The following is a 17,464-nucleotide window of genomic DNA, read 5'->3' on the forward strand; positions in this document are numbered from 1 at the left end:
TGAAACCAATACGGAGAAGATGATTTCGTTAAAAATTCGAAAAATAAGCGTTATTAGCTCTTGAAGAAAAATGACTAGAAAAATTATAAGCATATGGAAAATAGGGTTATACAAAAAGTCTTAAAGGGGGACGGAATTATGGAGAAAAGAAAGTATTCAGTAACACCACAAGATCGAATGAATTATGTATTAGGTCTTTATTCTGCAGATCAACAAATTAATGCAGTTCTTTATTTTCCTGTAGGTATATCAAAGGATATACTTGAAGAATCAGTAAGGATAACGTTGCAATTGCAACCAGTTTTGAACAGCCGGTTTGTAGAAAATGATATTCCTTACTGGGAGGAACATTCATCTGACACTAACTCATCTATTTGCTTTTTTGCAGAAGGAAATAATCAAGAACTTGAAATAATGGCAATAGATTTTATTAAGGAACCTGGTGATCGTATTCAGGGGCCTATGGTTCAAACGAAATTATTACGGGGCACTACAACAGATATGTTAGTTGTGAAATTGTCTCATCTATGTTCAGATGGTGCAGGAGTCAAGGAATATATTAAATTGCTTGGAATGATATATACTCACCTTTCATTGGGACGGTCTAAGAAGCAAATTATAAAGGAATTTGATGAGGGAAATGAGAGTTGTCGAGATCAATCACATGTATTCAAATACGCTGGAATATCGGACATAAAAAGTGCGTATCGTCCTAACCAAGAACAACAGGCATCGTTATGGTCTTTTCCATCTCAACCTAACAAAAATAAATTTCCCCAAATGTCCGTACGGCGATTGAGCCATGAGCAAACTCTACGTTTAACCCAATGGACAAAAGCTCAACAGGCTACCTTGAATGATGTAATCATGACTGCATACTTCCGAGCTTTATCACATTTCACTGTGTATGCAGAACCTCGCACTGCAGAAAAAATGATTGGCTTGACAATTGATTTACGTCGATATCTGCCTAATAATACAACTGGTGCTATTTGCAACTTATCCGGTATGGAAATGCCAGTGATTAAAATGGAAGACGATGAAACATTTAAGCAGACTCTTGTTCGAGTTAAACAATCAATGGATAAAATAAAGTCTCAAAATCCAGGTCTTTCTTCAGCAGCAGGAATGGAGTTACTGGCAGAAATGAAGCTATCTACAGTGAAGGAAATGTATAATCAGCAATATGAACAGGCTGTACAGATGGGGATGGCGTTGCCATTACTGACAAATTTGGGAGTAATCGCTGAGGAACCTATTCAGTTTGGTGAAATTCAAGCTGAGGACGGGTATATGACATCACCTATTATGTATGCACCATTCTTTTCAATGGGAGCAAGCTCTTATAATGGAAGGCTTACATTTACGATCGGTTATCATGCGCCGGATACATCAAAAGAAAAGGTAGAAAAATTTTTAGATAGTGTTGCTAATCAACTATCAGAAATAAAATAAAAGAGAATATAGAGAACAGATTTCTAATAGAATTGTATTTTTGGGGCTCGTATCATGTACGGATAATCTCTGGAAATTTTCTCTGACCGCACTTGCCTTTATGCTTTATATGCAATGGGAATGGTAGGGAGAAACAATTTGTATCGTGAAAAAACAAGATATAACGGTATGAAAACAATAAAGCAGAGCTGATTTAAATTACACTTTGAATCAGCTCTGTTTTACTAGTTTGATGGCCCTTACAACAAAAAAGGAGGCTGTATCCGGTTAGGGTAAAGCGGATTTTTAATTTTTTTGAAAATAAAGTTGACATCCACAACTACTTAGTCATACAATGTAGTGTTAATAAGTAATACTGAATAGTGTGGCTTTACTCAAAAGCTATTCAGTAAAAAATTTGCCTTAGTACTCTGTGATACTGAATATAAGTCAGACAGAATAGGGGGTAAAGGAGGATCAGGACATGGAAAATTTAACTGAAATGCTAAAAGGTTCACTGGAAGGGTGTGTACTGGAAATCATCAGTCGCCGTGAAACGTATGGCTATGAGATTACCCGCCATCTGAATGATCTTGGGTTTACCGAAGTTGTGGAAGGTACGGTGTATACCATCCTTGTACGATTAGAGAAGAAAAAGCTTGTGAATATTGAAAAGAAACCATCAGATATGGGACCGCCTCGTAAGTTTTATTCATTAAATGAAGAGGGCCGCCAAGAGCTTGAATTGTTTTGGAAAAAATGGGATTTTGTATCGTCAAAAATTAACGTCTTGAAGTCAAAATAGGTTCATAAGATAAAATGTTCCGGCCGATACTTTGGGAATTTCTTGTTCGGTTTTATAAAAAAGGAGGAAAATAAGATGTTAGAAATGTTTAAAAAGTTAATTGGTGATAAAAAAGAGTACAAAATGATGATGGCACGAGTTGAGGCTCTGCCAGAGGACTACCAATTTGTATTTAAGAAAATTCAAAACTACATGTGGAATTTCTCAGCGGGTAACGGGATGGATATGTTACACATACAGTATGAATTAATCGATTTGTTTGAAGCTGGTGCAGCAGAAGGAAGACAAGTGCTTGACATTACTGGGGATGACGTGGCTTCCTTTGCTGACGAACTAGTGGCAAATGCTAAAACTTACGTCTCCAAGTATCGTGAAGATTTGAATGAAAGTATTATGAAGAAATTGAGAAAAAAATAAATGGAATAAGTAATACCGACTGATTAGCTGGTTACACATATGAATTGCCACCATAGCTATTCAGTTATATTTTTAGTTTGGTACTAAGTGATACAGAATATCAGTGGTACTAAATAGATAGAGGTAAATAAATTATCTTCGCAAAACATTTTTATAGGGAGGAAAAAAGTATGAGTAATGCAGCGATTTCTATAAAAGGCTTGAAAAAATCCTTTAAAGACAAGGAAGTTTTAAAAGGGGTAGATTTTGAGGTGCAGCGTGGAGAAATCTTCGCGCTGCTAGGCTCAAATGGAGCGGGAAAGACGACAACGGTTAACATCCTTTCGACGCTAATGAAGCAAGATAGCGGTGAAGTAAGTATTTGCGGATTTGATGTACAGCGTCAACCAGACCATGTTCGTCAAAGTATCAGTTTGACAGGGCAGTTCGCAGCTTTAGACGGTATGCTGACAGGGAGGGAAAACTTGATAATGATCGCCAAATTACGTGGTGTTTCCAATCCCGCTCAAGTTGCTGACAATCTACTTGCAAGATTTAGCCTGACTGATGCGGCAAACCAAAGGGCAGATCAGTATTCAGGCGGGATGAAGCGCCGGCTTGATATCGCGATGAGTTTGATTGGGGCGCCAGCAGTTATTTTTCTTGACGAACCAACGACTGGACTTGATCCTGAAGCGCGAATCGAAGTGTGGGATACAGTCAAGGAACTTGCTGGTAGCGGTACAACTATTTTGCTTACGACTCAGTACTTGGAGGAAGCAGAACAACTGGCAGACCGTATCGCAATTTTGCATGGCGGAAAAATTATTACGACAGGTACTCTTACTGAACTGAAAGAGATGTTCCCGCCAGCAAAAGTGGAGTATATCGAGAAGCAACCGACATTGGAAGAAATATTCCTTGCGATCATTGGCAAAAAGGAGGAGATGTAAATGAAAAGTAAAACAGGTGTATTACTAGGTCGTTTAATGCGTAACATTATGCGCAGTCCGGATACAATTATTACAGTAGCGATTACACCGATTATGATGATGCTATTATTTGTCTACGTGTTTGGCGGCGCAATAAAAACTGGAACGGAAAACTACGTTAATTATTTATTGCCGGGAATTTTGCTAATGGCTATCGCATCCGGTGTAGCTTACACTTCCGTGCGACTCTTTACGGATGTAAAGAGTGGGCTGATGGCACGTTTCATTACGATGCCTATTAAGCGTTCATCGTTATTGTGGGCTCATGTTTTAACCTCTCTTGTTGCTAATGTACTTACTATCGTTGTAGTTATTCTTGTTGCGCTCTTAATGGGTTTCCGTTCCAGTGCGAATATTCTAGATTGGCTTGCAGTAGCTGGGATACTAGGAATGTTTACGTTAGCGCTAACATGGTTGGCTATCATTCCAGGGCTGACGGCAAAGTCTATGGAAGGGGCGACAGCCTACTCGTACCCACTAGTTTTTCTTCCATTTATTAGTTCAGCCTTCGTACCTACCGAAACGATGCCAAAAATTGTTCGTGTGTTTGCGGAGAATCAGCCTGTAACTTCAATCGTGAATGCGATTCGTGCTCTTTTATATGAAGGAACTGTTGGAAACGATATTTGGATTGCGCTCGCTTGGTGCGTCGGAATTATGGTTATTGCTTACTTCTTTGCTAGTAAAGCATTTAAACGTCAGCTAGGGTAAGTGAATGAAATCATCCGGAATAATATATTTTTTTGAAAAAGCACGGGAAGATTTTCCGTGCTTTAATAATTCATTCATACTTCGCTTAATTGTAGTAGTTTTAAAGTAAATAGGAGAATAATAAATCGAATACACGTGCCTGGAAATATGGTATGTTAACACTTAACTAAAATGACTTGTTAATAAACAGAATATTCCGTGTGAATATAGAGGTTATCGTTGTGGTGTGTTATATTTATACTTATAAGGTATATAATGTATAAATTAATCGTTTAGGGGATGAAAAAGGGAGAGGTTCAAATGAAATGGTATTTATATACTCTCAAAAACTATGCGAAATTTAGTGGGAGAGCTACGAGAAAAGAGTACTGGATTTTTACTTTATTTAATAAGGTTACGTTTTGGTCATTAATATATTTGGCCTCTTATTCTTCGTCTGCCTTTTACTTAAGAGCCAATATTACCGTGCTATATATAACAATTTTTATCGTTCCTACTCTGGCAGTGGAAGCTCGTCGATTACATGATAGTGGAAAAACAGGATGGTGGCAGCTATTAAATTTGGTGCCATTTGGAGGAGCGGTTCTACTGGTGTTTTGTATCATTGAAAGTGATGAAGGTGAGAATAAGTATGGACCAAATCCACATTCAAATCTTAAACAAGCAATTTAATGTGTTTATAGAAAACTCTAATATAAAAGGTATGAACTAAAAGTTAGTTCATACCTTTTTTGTTGTATTATTCATAGAAGCCTCGTTCAGTAGTGAGCGCTTAAACTCAATATTTTGAGGTTTAACTGATCACTGCTTATGGGGAATATAAACATAATCGCTCTTGTAAATCTTTTAATATTTCTTCAGGCATTTCCCTAATTGTAATATCCTTCCCTAGAAAAAGCAGCCAATTTATTATTTCCGTCACTTCATCGGGATTGTTAACATTGATAAAAGTTTTTAAAATGGCTGTGGATTGGTAAGGATTAGTATAAGATATTGAAATTTTTAAAGGATGGTATTTTTTGAACTGGGCAATTGCTGTCGGACCAAGTTCAAGTACAAGGTTAATTGCTTCAGCCTTCTTACTTAGTTTTTCTAAAATCTTTTTCTTATTGAGCCTTTTATTCGTCGTGTATGGTTCGATATTGATGAGATCATCGACAGGAAACATTAACTTCTTTTCTTCTTTTAAGTCAAATCCTTCAATAATCCAATGGCTTTTTTCTTGATAAAGGTGTAATAGATAAATTGGATAAGACTTAATTTCTTCATCTTTTTTAATGGTAATCAATAAATGGTTATCCAAAAGAAGGATTTGAATGAGTTTTTCTAACATAGGATGGGGGAGATCAGAAAGCTCAAGTAGATCGGGATTATGAGGATTAGTTCCTTGGAACAGCAAGAGTTGATTTAAAAGAACAAGGTCATCCTGCTGGGTTTCTGAGATGAGTCCTAGTAGTTTTTCGGCTAAAGATTGACGACTCTTTAGGTAGGGAAGTTGTTGATTCCTCGTAGCCATAAAGGCAATAAAAAGAGCTTTCACTTCATTATCAGTAAAGCGAACAACGGGCAGGATAGAATTATGCATAACAAAATATCCACCCGTTCTCCCAACTTCAGCGACAAGTGGCATTCCCATAGCTTCAATTTCTCTAATGTCTCTAATAGCTGTCGATCTTGATATGTTAAATTCTCGTATGATTTCAGAAATTGTAAAGTGGGAGCGGTTGTTGATATATCGCATAATTGTATTGATCCGTTCAACTTTTTTCATGTTGGTCTCCTAAACAGTATCATTTTTTGACATGGTTTAAAGATATTATAAACGTATCAGATGAAAAGATAAATCGTTTGATTAATAAAAAAAGAGGCAGGTTTTGCATATGAAAAATTATACTATAGAAGAAAAAGATAGCTTTATTGTGTTAGGTATTGGAACTGAAATTAAGAGTGAATATACAGACTTTGCTGGAATAAATAAAGAAAAGGAAGCCTTTTGGTCGGCTGTTAAAGAAGACGGAAGGCTGGACACTTTAAAAGCTTTAGCGACAAATGAATACATTTTTTCTGTGAGCGAAGCGGTGAATAACAAAATGATGTATTATGCGGGTGTCATGACAGAAGCACAAATAGAAGAATCTAGAGTGATTCAGTTTCCGAGGGGAGAATACTTAGTAGTAAAAGGGGAAGACAAAACAGCTGAAGAGTTAAGTAATAAGTTGACTGGCATCGCCTTCGGTCAAGCTTTACCAGATGCAAATGAGTTTGCTTATGTTGGTGGACCAAATACGACGGTTGAGATGGGGAAAAGAAACGGCTTAGTGTTTGGTGAAATGTGGATTCCAGTTGTTAGGAAGTAAAGTGATAAAAGGTACGAATAGGGGAAGTAGAGGCTAACAATCTTGGGTTGTTGGCCTTTTTAACATGAATATAATATTCATGTGCTGCTACACAGTATGTTCTGATAAAATGGAATGAAAGGGAATTACTGTAAGGTGGTGGTGGGGTGAATAAAAAAAGGCTATTTGAGCTATTCATAGTAACGTTTGTTTTTCTATTCCTTCATGTAAGTACATTTACAAATGAGAAGTTTAACGATAAAATGGGTGCTTTTACTTACATTGTTTTATTTCTTATGCTTACTATCAACGCTATTTTTATAGAAAGGTATTTTGGTGATATACAAAAGTGGATTCGAAATATTACATGTTGCTTTGCTTTATTCGTAGTGGTTTTAGTAGCTCTATGGATAGGTTATTTTTAGTCCTTACTTAAGAGAATGAGAAATATGTGATTACACTATATTCGATCCGATAATATTACTTAGCTGCATCGGTTTATATTAATTTTTTCTCTCCCCAATCATGATAAAATGTATAATAGGAAATTTTATGTAACATAAAGGGGGAAGGTTTATGGTCAGCTTGAGTACCTTGATAGCTTTTGCAATTGTTTCGCTTAGCATGGTTTGTTCACCTGGGCCTAATATGATTTATCTCATTTCCCGTTCCATTACGCAGGGACGTATGGCGGGATTTATTTCTTTATTGAGCATCATGCTCGGATTTGTAATCTATATAATCGCAACTATGTTTGGACTTACAGTTCTATTCCTTGCGGTTCCCGCTGTATATGAAGCAGTAAAGTGGGCAGGTGCTGCTTACTTACTCTGGCTAGCTTGGAATTCGATTAAACCGGGTGCTATATCTATTATGGAACCTCGTACGATTTCTAATGAACCACCACGGAAATTATTTTTAATGGGACTCATGACTAATCTTCTGAATCCAAAGATTGCTATTTTGTATGTATCACTTTTACCTCAATTTGAAGATCCAGAGAAGGGATCGTTGCTTTTTCAAGGTGCAGTTTTGGGCCTTACGCAAATCACTGTTAGCTTTATAGTTAACCTTCTAATTGTATGCACAGCAAGTAAAATTGCGAAATGGTTTGGCACACGTCCAACGTGGCTGCGAGTGCAGCGTTGGCTTATGGCGAGCGTATTGACAGGTCTTGCAGTACGTTTAGCTTTTGAACGTCGACAGTAAGAGTATATAAAAAAATTAAAAATGCTTTTTAATGAAGAAATTAAATTTTATAGTGATGGTACAACAAGTACAGAAGGGAATCCTACCCACGTATATGGAGAAAAAGGAACATATAATGTGGAACTAACAGTGGAAGATAGTAGAGGAAAAGAAAGTAAAGAACAAACAAAAGTTACTGTAAAACAAGAACTGCAAACAGGTGGATCCCTCGAAGAGGAGAAGGACTTCCAATACGCTTGTAAAAGGGAATCTGAGTACTCCCGATCAGACAGATGTTTAAACGTTTGATGTTATAGTTCTGAAAGAAGTAGTTATTTCTGTGATAAATGAACAAAATATTGGGATGACATGGGTACTTTATCATGAATTAGACATGTAAAATTACGTAACTTGTGGTAAAGATGAAGGAAATACTATAAAGGGAAAACTCGTAGCGAAACAAGGAAAATATTATTTGAATGTGTATAAATCCGATGATAAGAATGGTGAATATTCATAAAGTATACTTAATATCAGTAATTCATATAATTAGGAGTGGTTTCTATATTTAGAGAAAATACAAAAAGGATACTTCTGTCATTAGTAACAAATCCAATACTAATAATTGTATACGGGATCTTTTGCTATGAGTTGGCCTTATACTGTAAGTACGGAAGAATGAATTATAATATTTACATTTTGTTATTATGTATAGTACTTTTTATATCCATAACTACATTTACTACAATGCGGGTGATAAAAAATAGAGAATATGAATCTAAAAAATTAACAAATTCAATAGCATGGAGATCCATTTCTATTATCATTATTGTTGCAATTACATCATTTTATGGGATGCAGATTTATAAAAGTGCAATAAATTACAATGGCAAATTGGCATGGTTTATAGAAAAGTTAAAACATGAAAGGTCAGTTAAACTTAAACATAATAATATATATAAATCTGGAGTAGAAGGTATTTTTGAAGATATAAATAAAAAATATCCTTTGCCAAAGAAATTGTATATGGCAACTGATTTTGATCTTACATTTCATTCAGATGGAACAATCACAGCGTTTGATACATTTGTTTATGGGAAAAATGTTGATGGGAAAGAAGAAACTTATTTAATCTCTTATAATAAGAAGAAATCAGAAGATATTACTATAATACGAGATGGATATGCAAAGCCTGATTATAATGATGATAAATTAGTAGAACCTTTAATTAAAACGGTTAAGGCGATCCCAGTTAAGCAAACGGTCAAAAAATGGAATGAAAGTAAGTATGGGTTGATTTATTATGGAAAAAGAAATTGGGGATCCAATACAGAGGGAATTATTAATATTACTGAGGATGGTAAGAGGCAGAGTGTTAAAGAAGCAGCTTCTGATATCATTGGATATACTGTATCTATATTTGTCCCTGGAAAAGAGAAAGAGCTAGTCCCTGCTAGATATAATTTAATAAGTGACGCAAGTTGGAGTAAATCAAAGACGCCTCCAAAAGAAGATATGCTTAAAGAGAAGGAACAACAAGATTTAAAGAATGAAAAAGAACAGTTTTTCCTATCGAAAGAAGTTGGTTATAAACTAAATATGACAGATAAAGCATTAGGGAGCGCCTTTTATTCATTAAGCAAGACTAGTGATGAAGGGAAAACATGGGAGGTTATCAATCCAGACCCATTTAATGGGGGGATTGGTAGTGTATCAGGAATCATTTTTATAAATGATAAACTTGGGTTTTTAGGAGCAATTAGGCCTTCTGGTAATGAAGGAGAGTTATATCGCACAGATGATGGGGGAGTATCTTTCAAAAAGGTAGAATATCCGCCGCATGAAGTGAAATTAGATCATACACAGTCCACAATAAGTCCTTTTGATTCTCCTAGTATGCCATATGAGAAAGATGGGGTTTTTAATATGTTAGTTGGACAAGGGGCAGATGGAGACTACAATGGCGATAGTAGTGCACTTTATCAATCAAAAGATAACGGAGAAACATGGGAATTTGTAGAAGAAGTGAAAAAGAAATAATCAGAATGTCTTTTTGAAAAATAAGGTAACTACTGAGCTATACATTTCATTTAGAAGTTTGGTAAGGAGTACAGTTCCAGCCATGAAGATAAAAATGGATCTATACCTCGCTGCCTTTCTTTGTTTTATTTCTTATGCTTACTATCAACGCTATATTTATAGAAAGGTATTTTGGTGATATACAAAAGTGGATTCGAAATATTACATGTTGCTTTGCTTTATTTGTAGTAGTTTTAGTAGCTCTACGGATAGGTTACTTTTGACTCCAAAGATTGCTATTTTGTATGTATCACTTCTACCTCAATTTGAAGATCCAGAGAAGGGGTCATTACTTTTTCAAGGTGCAGTTTTGGGCCTTACGCAAATCATTGTTAGCTTTATAGTTAACCTTGTAATTGTATGTACAGCAAGTAAAATTGCGAAATGCACACGCCCAACGGCAGCGTTGGCTTATGGCAAGTGTTTTAACGGGGCTTGCTGTACGTCTTGCTTTTGAACGTCGACAGTAAGAGCCTCTTTACCTTCAGTTTCTATAATATAACCTAATAAATATTAATATAAGTTATGTATAACAGATATTTACCTTATAAAATAAGGGGGGCATATTATGACTGAGACAAACGAATCTTCAGGAGTCAATTTGAAAAAAGATGTGAAGTTTTCTATTATAATTCCTGCACACAATGAAGAAAAGTACATTAGAAAATGTTTAGATTCAATTGCAAAGGCATCAGAGGCATATAAAGAGCAAACGGAAGTTATAGTTGTTTTAAATCGTTGCACAGATAAAACAGAGGAAATAGCAAAATCTTATAATTGTGTTACATTGAAAAATAACGATAAAAACTTATCTAAAATTCGAAATGCAGGGGCTAAAATAGCTAATGGAGAAATAATCGTCACTATAGACGCTGATACCATAATGACAGAGTCTATGTTGTCTAATGTAGATAAATATTTAGCTTCAGGTAAATACATTGGTGGTGGGGTAAATGGAAAGTTTGAAAGAATATCTTTAGGAATATTTCTCTCCGCAATGTTAATAATCATCCCCTTACTTTTTAAGTACGGAGCTATATCTGTAGGGATTTTTTGGTGCTATAGAAAAGACTTTATGGCAATTAACGGATTTAATGAAAACATGCTTATGGCAGAAGATGCAGATTTCGCTAAACGGTTAAAAGAATGGGGAAAGAAAAATAATAAGAAATTCGGTACTATTAAAAATGGAATGATAACTTCATGCAGAAGATTTGATACATATGGAGACTGGACTTTACTTAAAAATCCAAAAGTAATTTTAGCTTATCTAAAAGGAAATGATAGAAAATACGCAGATAAGACATATTATGATAACCAAGAAAGATAAAAATGGAGAAAACCGGTAGAAAATAGTTAGTGCTTTTTTAGATATAATGAGAATCCAACTTAATTTAATAGATATTATAAGAAAACCATCAATTTGATTACCCTTTTTCAAATTGATGGTTTTTATTTTTGAAATAAATATGTATTTTTTTATGAAAATATTTTTTGACCCCCATAAAACTTTGTACTCCTCCGAATATGTATAGTGAAAAAAATAAATAGAAGAAAAATGACTATGAAAGAATATAGAAGTATTAATAAAATTACTAGATTAAGTGGCATCCAAAATGGAAGGCTGAAATTACCAATTATATAGAGAAGAGTTATTCAAGGATTGCAGATAAAATAGAAAGAGAATAAGCAAAACGAACGGTAGAAAATAAGAAAGTAGATAAAAATACAAACTTAACTTTAGTGCCGAGAGAAAAGGAAAATTATTAAGAAAACGTTGGGAAAAGTTAGACTCGAAAAATATAACTAACAGCAAGAAAACAAGACCGAAGAAAAGTACCAAGAAAATCTGGTTAAATGGTCACTTGTGTAGTGGCCATTTTGCTATTTGAAGGAGGCTGGGAGATTACAAGTGTTGAGTTTAGTAATGAAGATCTTAAGAAAACCGAAAATAGAAGATATCGTATGTAACATACAAAACAATGAAGAAGACAAAGAAGCGTTTATCGTACAGTATCAGCCTTTTATTAGAAAATCAATCTCATCTGTCTGCCGTCGATATATTACAGAACAGGATGATGAATATAGCATTGGATTGTTTGCTTTTAACGAAGCAATTGAACAGTATTCCTATACAAAAGGAAAATCCTTTTTAGCGTTTGCTGATCTTCTTATAAAAAGAGATGTAATTGACTATATACGTAAGGAGTCTAAACATAACTTTGTCTTTTTAAAAGAAGATGAGCAAGAGGAAATGTTAGAAATGCAAGTGTCGCTTACGGAGTATATGAAAGAGATGGAAAATAGTAACCGTAAGGAGGAAATTCTTCATTTTCAAAGTGTGCTAGCTGAGTTTAAAATCACATTCTCAGAGCTTGCTAAAGAATCTCCTAAGCATCGTGATACACGTGAGCACTTAATAGAAATTGTGAAAATAATTATAAAAGAAGAGGAAATGATGGAAGAGCTGTTCCGAAAGAAAAAGCTACCGCTTAAACAGATTGAACCGCGTGTTAGGGTAAGTCGTAAAACGTTGGAACGACATAGAAAATACATTATTGCAATGTGTATTATTTTTGCAAACAACTATACATATATTCTGGATTACATAAGAGGGGAAAAGCATGATGAATAAAGGAATTGTGATGGATATAAAAAAGCATAGCGTAGTTGTTTTAACACCAAATGGAGAGTTTATTACGTGTAAAAGAAAAGGGGATTCTTGCATAATCGGGGAGGAAATCTCGTTTGATGAGCAAGAACAAAAAGCATCGCATTTTTTGATTCCTTCCTTTTTAAAGCCTGCATCAATACTTGTTGCTTGTTTTCTATTTGCAGTGCTGTTTTTCTACAACCAACCAGAAGAAAAAGTATTTGCTTACGTCTCAGTTGATATAAATCCAAGTTTAGAGGTGAGCGTAACAAAGGATTTTCGTGTTATAGATTTGCAGGCTTGTAATGATGATGGAAGGCGTATTTTAAAAGAATTGAAGCAATGGGAAAATAAACAATTACAAGAAGTAATACGTACTATTATAAAGCAAAGTCAAGAGGATAAGTATTTAACGAATGATAAGCAAGTTATGCTAACAGCTGTTGCAAAGGACAAGGCACTAGAACCACTTTTGGAAAAGGCAATGAAAGAATTAAAGAAAGAATATGAGCTAAAACATATTACAGTTGAATATCAAAGTAGCACAATGCAAATACGAGAGAATGCTAGAAAAGCTGGAATTGGCACAGGTGTTTATATAAAGCAAGAGAATGAGAAGAACAAATCACTTACGCCTCCTGTCACCCCGTCTAATCCGGTGGAAAACGAAGAAGAGGTGCAATCACACCCGGAGTCATCTCCTGATGCAACACTCGATTTGTCTCCTGTAAAAGAAAAAAAATATGAAAAGCAAGAGCAGAAAGAACAAAAGAAAACAGAGGAACAGCCATCGAAGCAAATAAAAGAAAACAATGGAAGAGGATCTCAGCAAGAAAATAGAGGGAATCAACAGGAGAATAACAGTAGAGAAGCTCAACAAGGAAATAATGGGAATCAGCAAGGGAACAACGGAAGAGGATCTCAACAAGGGAATAATGGAAATGGGCAAGGGAACAACGGAAGAGGATCTCAACAAGGAAATAATGGAAATGGGCAAGGGAACAACGGAAGAGGATCTCAACAGGGAAATAACGGAAACGAGCAAGGGAACAATGGAAGAGGATCTCAACAAGGAAATAATGGAAATGAGCAAGAGAACAATGGAAGAGGGTCTCAACAAGGGAATAATGGAAATGGGCAAGGGAACAATGGAAGAAATCCTCAACAAGGAAATAATGGGAATCAGCAAGGGAACAATGGAAGAGGATCCCAGAAAGAAAATGACGGAAACGAGCAAGGGAACAATGGTAGGGGGTCTCAACAAGAAAATAGAGGCCACCAGCAAGGGAATGAAAAGAAGAATCAATAGAATATGGAAGTGAGAGATTCACTTCAAAGCTAAAAGGATTTATTCCGCTATTTGCTGGGCAGCCCGATTGGTGAGGGCTGATGATTAGTGGGGGGGTGAACAAAACCCCCACTGATTAAAGTTGCACTTTAATATTCTATAGTTCTATTAAGAAGGAGTATGTGAAAAATATAATGGAGAAAAACATTCAACAAGAGAAAGATAAAGAAAAACCTGTTTTTTATGATCCGAAAGGAAGGAGAAACATAGCCTTTATTTGGTTTCTATGTATCTCAATAGTTAGTGTAAGTGTTGTATTTTATTTTTTCTTTCAAAGTATTTTTTCAACACCAGAAATTCCAAATATGAATACCGCTGTACAACAAGATACTAAACTTGTACCAATTAATCAAAAACTTAGTGATCAGCAGTTAAAGGAGGAAGCATTTAACCCAAATACCGAAACGAAGGATAATAAAAATTTGGTGAATCCGCCGAAGGATAGTAAACATCCTAAAGAAGTGTATGGTTTTTATGTAAACTGGGATGAAAATAGTACCGCTTCTTTAAAAGAAAATATCGATTCATTAACTACGTTAGTACCAGAGTGGTATCATTTAAAAGCAGATTTAACGATTAGAAGTGAGATAAAACCTGAGATAGTAAAGTTGGCAGAAAAAAATCAAGTGAAGATTATGCCTTTGCTTACTAACTATACTGAGGAAGCTTCTGGTCCTGATAGTGGGCTAATTCATAAGTTACTGAGTTCCTCAAACGATGTAAAGACAAAGTTTATTAATGATTTAGTAATCCAAGTTAAAAAAAATCAGTTTTCAGGTATTAATATTGACTTTGAGGCCGTACCTGAAAGTGATAGAGAAAACTTAACAAATTTTATGAAAGAACTTACTACGGAATTTCATGAACATGATTTGCTCGTTACACAAGATGTTCCAGCTAATGATAAGGCTTTTGATTATAGTGCGTTAGCAAAAATAATAGATCGAATGATTGTAATGATGTACGATGAGCACTATGGAGCGGGGAAACCAGGACCAATTGCTTCAAATAAATGGTTCCAACATACATTAAAAGAACTGAATATTCCGTCTAATAAACTTATAGTTGCTTTCGGTAACTATGGATATGATTGGGAAGTAAATAGTAAAGAAGCTGCAAAGTCTATGACTTTCTCAGAAGTTATGGCAATGGCTCATGATTCAAATATAAAAATTCAATGGGATAAGGTGAGTGGAAATCCGTATTTTAGATATAAAACAGGAGAGAAAGAACATACTGCTTGGTTCTTAGACGGTGTTACTCTTTATAATCAAGTGAAAATCGCAATGGACAATCATGCAAAGGGGTTTGCGCTATGGAGATTAGGAGCAGAAGATCCTACAATATGGAAAGTTTTAAAAAATCCTATTGAGGTACAAAAAAATCCTAATGTATTACATAAAATCCGTAGTTTAGATGAAGTGAATTATTCTGGACAAGGTGAAATTTTACGGATTGAGAATGAAAGAAAAAATGGATTGAGAGATTTTAAAGTAGGCAAAGATGATTATATTACAGATGAAGTATATCAATCCTTACCATCTGCATATGAAGTGCAACGATATGGAAAACCAAATGGGAAACAAGTAGTATTAACATTTGATGATGGACCAGACCCGAAATATACGCCAGAAATATTAGATATATTAAAAGAGAATCAAATAAAAGCTGCTTTTTTTGTACTTGGTGAAAACGCGCAACTAAATACTAGTATTGTAAAAAGAATATACGATGAAGGGCATGAAATTGGCAATCATACTTTCAAGCATCCTAACATAGCAGATACGTCTTTACTACGAACGAAAGTAGAACTTAATACGACGCAACGTTTAATTCAGGAAGTAACTGGACATTCTACGGTTTTATTTAGACCGCCATATGAAGCGGATGCTAACCCGGATTCATCAAATGAAATATTGCCTATTTTACGTGCACAAAATATGAACTATACAATGGTAGCGGAAAAAGTTGATCCCGAAGACTGGGCAATACCATCAACAAATGAATTAGTAAAGCGTGCTCTTAATCCCATTTATAAGGGAGAGGGAAATATTATTCTTCTCCATGATGCGGGAGGGAACCGTACACATACAGTAGAGGCGCTCCCAATTATTATTAAAGACCTAAAAAAGCATGGATATAGTTTTGTAACAATTTCAGATTTAATGAATAAAGAACGAGATGAAATCATGCCTCCTGTTTCTTCTGAGGGGAAGCAATATTTGCTTTACAATAAAGCTGTCTTTTCAGGGGCAGGATACTTTAAGCATATATTAACAACTATTTTTTATATTGCTATTGGATTAGGGATTTTTCGATTTTTATTCTTAATTTATTTTGCATGGAAGCAGAAAAGAAAAACGTTATCTCGCTATATTAATTCGTCCTATCAACCTTTTGTTAGTGTTGTCATAGCAGCATATAATGAAGAAAAGGTGATAGCCAAGACAATTCACTCAATTTTGGATAGTAATTATAGAGAATTTGAAGTTATTGTTGTGGATGACGGATCGACAGATGGTACGTCAAAAGTAATGAAAGAAACATTTTATAAACACCCTAAAGTTCGTTTCATTCAGAAAGAAAACGGCGGGAAATCATCGGCAATGAACCTAGGGTTTCAACAATCGCGAGGAGAAATCATTGTCACTTTAGATGCGGATACTATTATTGCGCAAGACGCCATTTCTCTAATGGTTAGACACTTTGAAGATCAGAATGTAGCTGCAGTTTCAGGTAATGTCAAAGTGGGGAATAGACGGAATTTGTTAACTACTTGGCAACATGTTGAGTACATTACAGGGTTTAATTTAGAACGTAGAGCTTTTGATGAGTTAAATTGTATTACAGTAGTTCCAGGAGCTATTGGGGCGTGGCGCAAAAAGAATGTAGTTGAATCTGGATATTTAAGCGAAGATACGTTAGCAGAAGATACGGATCTTACTATTACATTTTTACGTCAAGGGCATAGAATTGTATATGAAGAAAAAGCGCATGCTTTTACGGAATCACCTGAAGATGTGAAAAGTCTCATTAAACAGCGGTATCGTTGGTCATATGGTACACTTCAATGTCTTTGGAAACATCGAAAAGCGTTATGTAATCCAAAGCATAAAACATTAGGATTTATTGCACTGCCTAATATGTGGTTATTCCAATATGTGCTGCAATTCATTGCTCCTTTTGCAGATATATTAATGATTATAGGACTATTTAGTAGTAATCCGCTAAAAGTTTTAGGATTTTATCTTGTTTTCTTTTTAATGGATCTTCTCGCTTCTCTGTTCGCATTTAAATTAGAGGAAGAGAACCCAAAACCATTGGCATGGTTAATTTTACAACGTTTTATTTATCGCCAATTTATGACTTATGTTGTCATTAAATCTATATTCTCATCGCTTCGAGGAGTAGCGGTAGGGTGGAATAAACTAAAGAGACTGGGGAGTGTTAAACATTCCACGGAACATAAGGAGGCATCATAAAAAAGCAGACTATCTGCTCTTTTTTTCATTGGTTTTAGTT

General features: G+C 35.2%; 15 protein-coding genes and 3 pseudogenes. 17 read left to right on the forward strand and 1 reads right to left on the reverse strand.

Features of this window, described 5'->3' with window-relative positions; all coding sequences use genetic code 11:
* Positions 1-138: 138 nt before the first annotated feature.
* From QO049_RS19945 to QO049_RS19970, 6 genes are all read left to right on the forward strand, one after another.
* Positions 139-1,455: a condensation domain-containing protein gene (locus tag QO049_RS19945; RefSeq protein WP_069604675.1), complete on the forward strand. Its 1,317-nt coding sequence runs from the start codon at positions 139-141 to the stop codon at positions 1,453-1,455.
* A 463-nt stretch (positions 1,456-1,918) separates the two neighbouring features.
* Positions 1,919-2,239 (forward strand): PadR family transcriptional regulator, encoded by a 321-nt coding sequence (locus QO049_RS19950; protein ID WP_000429488.1) that lies wholly within the window; start codon positions 1,919-1,921, stop codon positions 2,237-2,239.
* Between the two features lie 75 nt (positions 2,240-2,314).
* The gene (locus QO049_RS19955; protein WP_000891986.1) at positions 2,315-2,656 is read left to right on the forward strand and encodes a DUF1048 domain-containing protein; all 342 of its coding nucleotides are present in this window, start codon (positions 2,315-2,317) and stop codon (positions 2,654-2,656) included.
* Between the two features lie 170 nt (positions 2,657-2,826).
* Positions 2,827-3,588 (forward strand): ABC transporter ATP-binding protein, encoded by a 762-nt coding sequence (locus tag QO049_RS19960; RefSeq protein WP_087875611.1) that lies wholly within the window; start codon positions 2,827-2,829, stop codon positions 3,586-3,588.
* The gene (locus QO049_RS19965; protein WP_058839645.1) at positions 3,589-4,338 is read left to right on the forward strand and encodes an ABC transporter permease; all 750 of its coding nucleotides are present in this window, start codon (positions 3,589-3,591) and stop codon (positions 4,336-4,338) included.
* A gap of 300 nt (positions 4,339-4,638) precedes the next feature.
* Positions 4,639-5,010: a DUF805 domain-containing protein gene (locus tag QO049_RS19970; protein WP_000872435.1), complete on the forward strand. Its 372-nt coding sequence runs from the start codon at positions 4,639-4,641 to the stop codon at positions 5,008-5,010.
* Between the two features lie 136 nt (positions 5,011-5,146).
* Here the strand turns inward: QO049_RS19970 and QO049_RS19975 are convergent, their stop codons facing one another.
* The gene (locus QO049_RS19975) at positions 5,147-6,109 is read right to left on the reverse strand and encodes a helix-turn-helix transcriptional regulator (protein WP_016111509.1); all 963 of its coding nucleotides are present in this window, start codon (positions 6,107-6,109) and stop codon (positions 5,147-5,149) included.
* A 109-nt stretch (positions 6,110-6,218) separates the two neighbouring features.
* Here QO049_RS19975 and QO049_RS19980 point away from each other — a divergent pair, with 109 nt between their 5' ends.
* From QO049_RS19980 to QO049_RS20030, 11 genes and pseudogenes are all read left to right on the forward strand, one after another.
* Positions 6,219-6,695: a GyrI-like domain-containing protein gene (locus QO049_RS19980; protein WP_246960695.1), complete on the forward strand. Its 477-nt coding sequence runs from the start codon at positions 6,219-6,221 to the stop codon at positions 6,693-6,695.
* A 146-nt stretch (positions 6,696-6,841) separates the two neighbouring features.
* Entirely contained in the window at positions 6,842-7,099 is a 258-nt protein-coding gene (locus tag QO049_RS19985; protein ID WP_197323931.1) for a DUF3963 domain-containing protein, read from the forward strand.
* A 151-nt stretch (positions 7,100-7,250) separates the two neighbouring features.
* Positions 7,251-7,883 carry a LysE family translocator gene (locus QO049_RS19990; RefSeq protein WP_000254107.1) on the forward strand — a complete coding sequence of 211 codons (633 nt, stop codon included), beginning with the start codon at positions 7,251-7,253 and terminating at the stop codon, positions 7,881-7,883.
* 24 nt (positions 7,884-7,907) lie between these two features.
* A pseudogene (locus QO049_RS30760) lies at positions 7,908-8,382 on the forward strand (PKD domain-containing protein); the annotation flags it as partial.
* Positions 8,383-8,417: 35 nt separating this feature from the next.
* Positions 8,418-9,902: a WD40/YVTN/BNR-like repeat-containing protein gene (locus QO049_RS20000; protein WP_023901655.1), complete on the forward strand. Its 1,485-nt coding sequence runs from the start codon at positions 8,418-8,420 to the stop codon at positions 9,900-9,902.
* Between the two features lie 107 nt (positions 9,903-10,009).
* Positions 10,010-10,165 (forward strand): annotated as a pseudogene (locus QO049_RS20005) (DUF3963 domain-containing protein); the annotation flags it as partial.
* A pseudogene (locus QO049_RS20010) lies at positions 10,159-10,411 on the forward strand (LysE family translocator); the annotation flags it as partial. The pseudogenes QO049_RS20005 and QO049_RS20010, both read left to right, overlap by 7 nt.
* Positions 10,412-10,509: 98 nt before the next feature.
* Positions 10,510-11,271 carry a glycosyltransferase family 2 protein gene (locus tag QO049_RS20015; RefSeq protein WP_000141006.1) on the forward strand — a complete coding sequence of 254 codons (762 nt, stop codon included), beginning with the start codon at positions 10,510-10,512 and terminating at the stop codon, positions 11,269-11,271.
* A gap of 582 nt (positions 11,272-11,853) precedes the next feature.
* Positions 11,854-12,576, forward strand: a complete 723-nt coding sequence (sigI, locus tag QO049_RS20020) for an RNA polymerase sigma factor SigI (protein WP_002101143.1) — start codon at positions 11,854-11,856, stop codon at positions 12,574-12,576.
* Entirely contained in the window at positions 12,566-13,903 is a 1,338-nt protein-coding gene (locus QO049_RS20025) for an anti-sigma factor domain-containing protein (protein WP_246960692.1), read from the forward strand. Before sigI ends, QO049_RS20025 begins: the two co-directional genes overlap by 11 nt.
* A gap of 173 nt (positions 13,904-14,076) precedes the next feature.
* Positions 14,077-17,424 (forward strand): trifunctional glycoside hydrolase family 18/polysaccharide deacetylase/glycosyltransferase family 2 protein, encoded by a 3,348-nt coding sequence (locus QO049_RS20030; RefSeq protein WP_246960689.1) that lies wholly within the window; start codon positions 14,077-14,079, stop codon positions 17,422-17,424.
* The last annotated feature ends 40 nt before the right edge of the window (positions 17,425-17,464 follow it).

The organism is Bacillus sp. RB3 (assembly GCF_030164735.1).
Taxonomy (GTDB): domain Bacteria; phylum Bacillota; class Bacilli; order Bacillales; family Bacillaceae_G; genus Bacillus_A; species Bacillus_A cereus.

Excerpts from the sequence above, each read along its gene's own strand:
- QO049_RS19945 (WP_069604675.1), top strand. The coding sequence starts at position 139 with ATGGAGAAAAGAAAGTATTCAGTAACACCACAAGATCGAATGAATTAT.
- QO049_RS19950 (WP_000429488.1), top strand. The coding sequence starts at position 1,919 with ATGGAAAATTTAACTGAAATGCTAAAAGGTTCACTGGAAGGGTGTGTA.
- QO049_RS19955 (WP_000891986.1), top strand. The coding sequence starts at position 2,315 with ATGTTAGAAATGTTTAAAAAGTTAATTGGTGATAAAAAAGAGTACAAA.
- QO049_RS19960 (WP_087875611.1), top strand. The coding sequence starts at position 2,827 with ATGAGTAATGCAGCGATTTCTATAAAAGGCTTGAAAAAATCCTTTAAA.
- QO049_RS19965 (WP_058839645.1), top strand. The coding sequence starts at position 3,589 with ATGAAAAGTAAAACAGGTGTATTACTAGGTCGTTTAATGCGTAACATT.
- QO049_RS19970 (WP_000872435.1), top strand. The coding sequence starts at position 4,639 with ATGAAATGGTATTTATATACTCTCAAAAACTATGCGAAATTTAGTGGG.
- QO049_RS19975 (WP_016111509.1), bottom strand. The coding sequence starts at position 6,109 with ATGAAAAAAGTTGAACGGATCAATACAATTATGCGATATATCAACAAC.
- QO049_RS19980 (WP_246960695.1), top strand. The coding sequence starts at position 6,219 with ATGAAAAATTATACTATAGAAGAAAAAGATAGCTTTATTGTGTTAGGT.
- QO049_RS19990 (WP_000254107.1), top strand. The coding sequence starts at position 7,251 with ATGGTCAGCTTGAGTACCTTGATAGCTTTTGCAATTGTTTCGCTTAGC.
- QO049_RS20015 (WP_000141006.1), top strand. The coding sequence starts at position 10,510 with ATGACTGAGACAAACGAATCTTCAGGAGTCAATTTGAAAAAAGATGTG.
- QO049_RS20025 (WP_246960692.1), top strand. The coding sequence starts at position 12,566 with ATGATGAATAAAGGAATTGTGATGGATATAAAAAAGCATAGCGTAGTT.
- QO049_RS20030 (WP_246960689.1), top strand. The coding sequence starts at position 14,077 with ATGGAGAAAAACATTCAACAAGAGAAAGATAAAGAAAAACCTGTTTTT.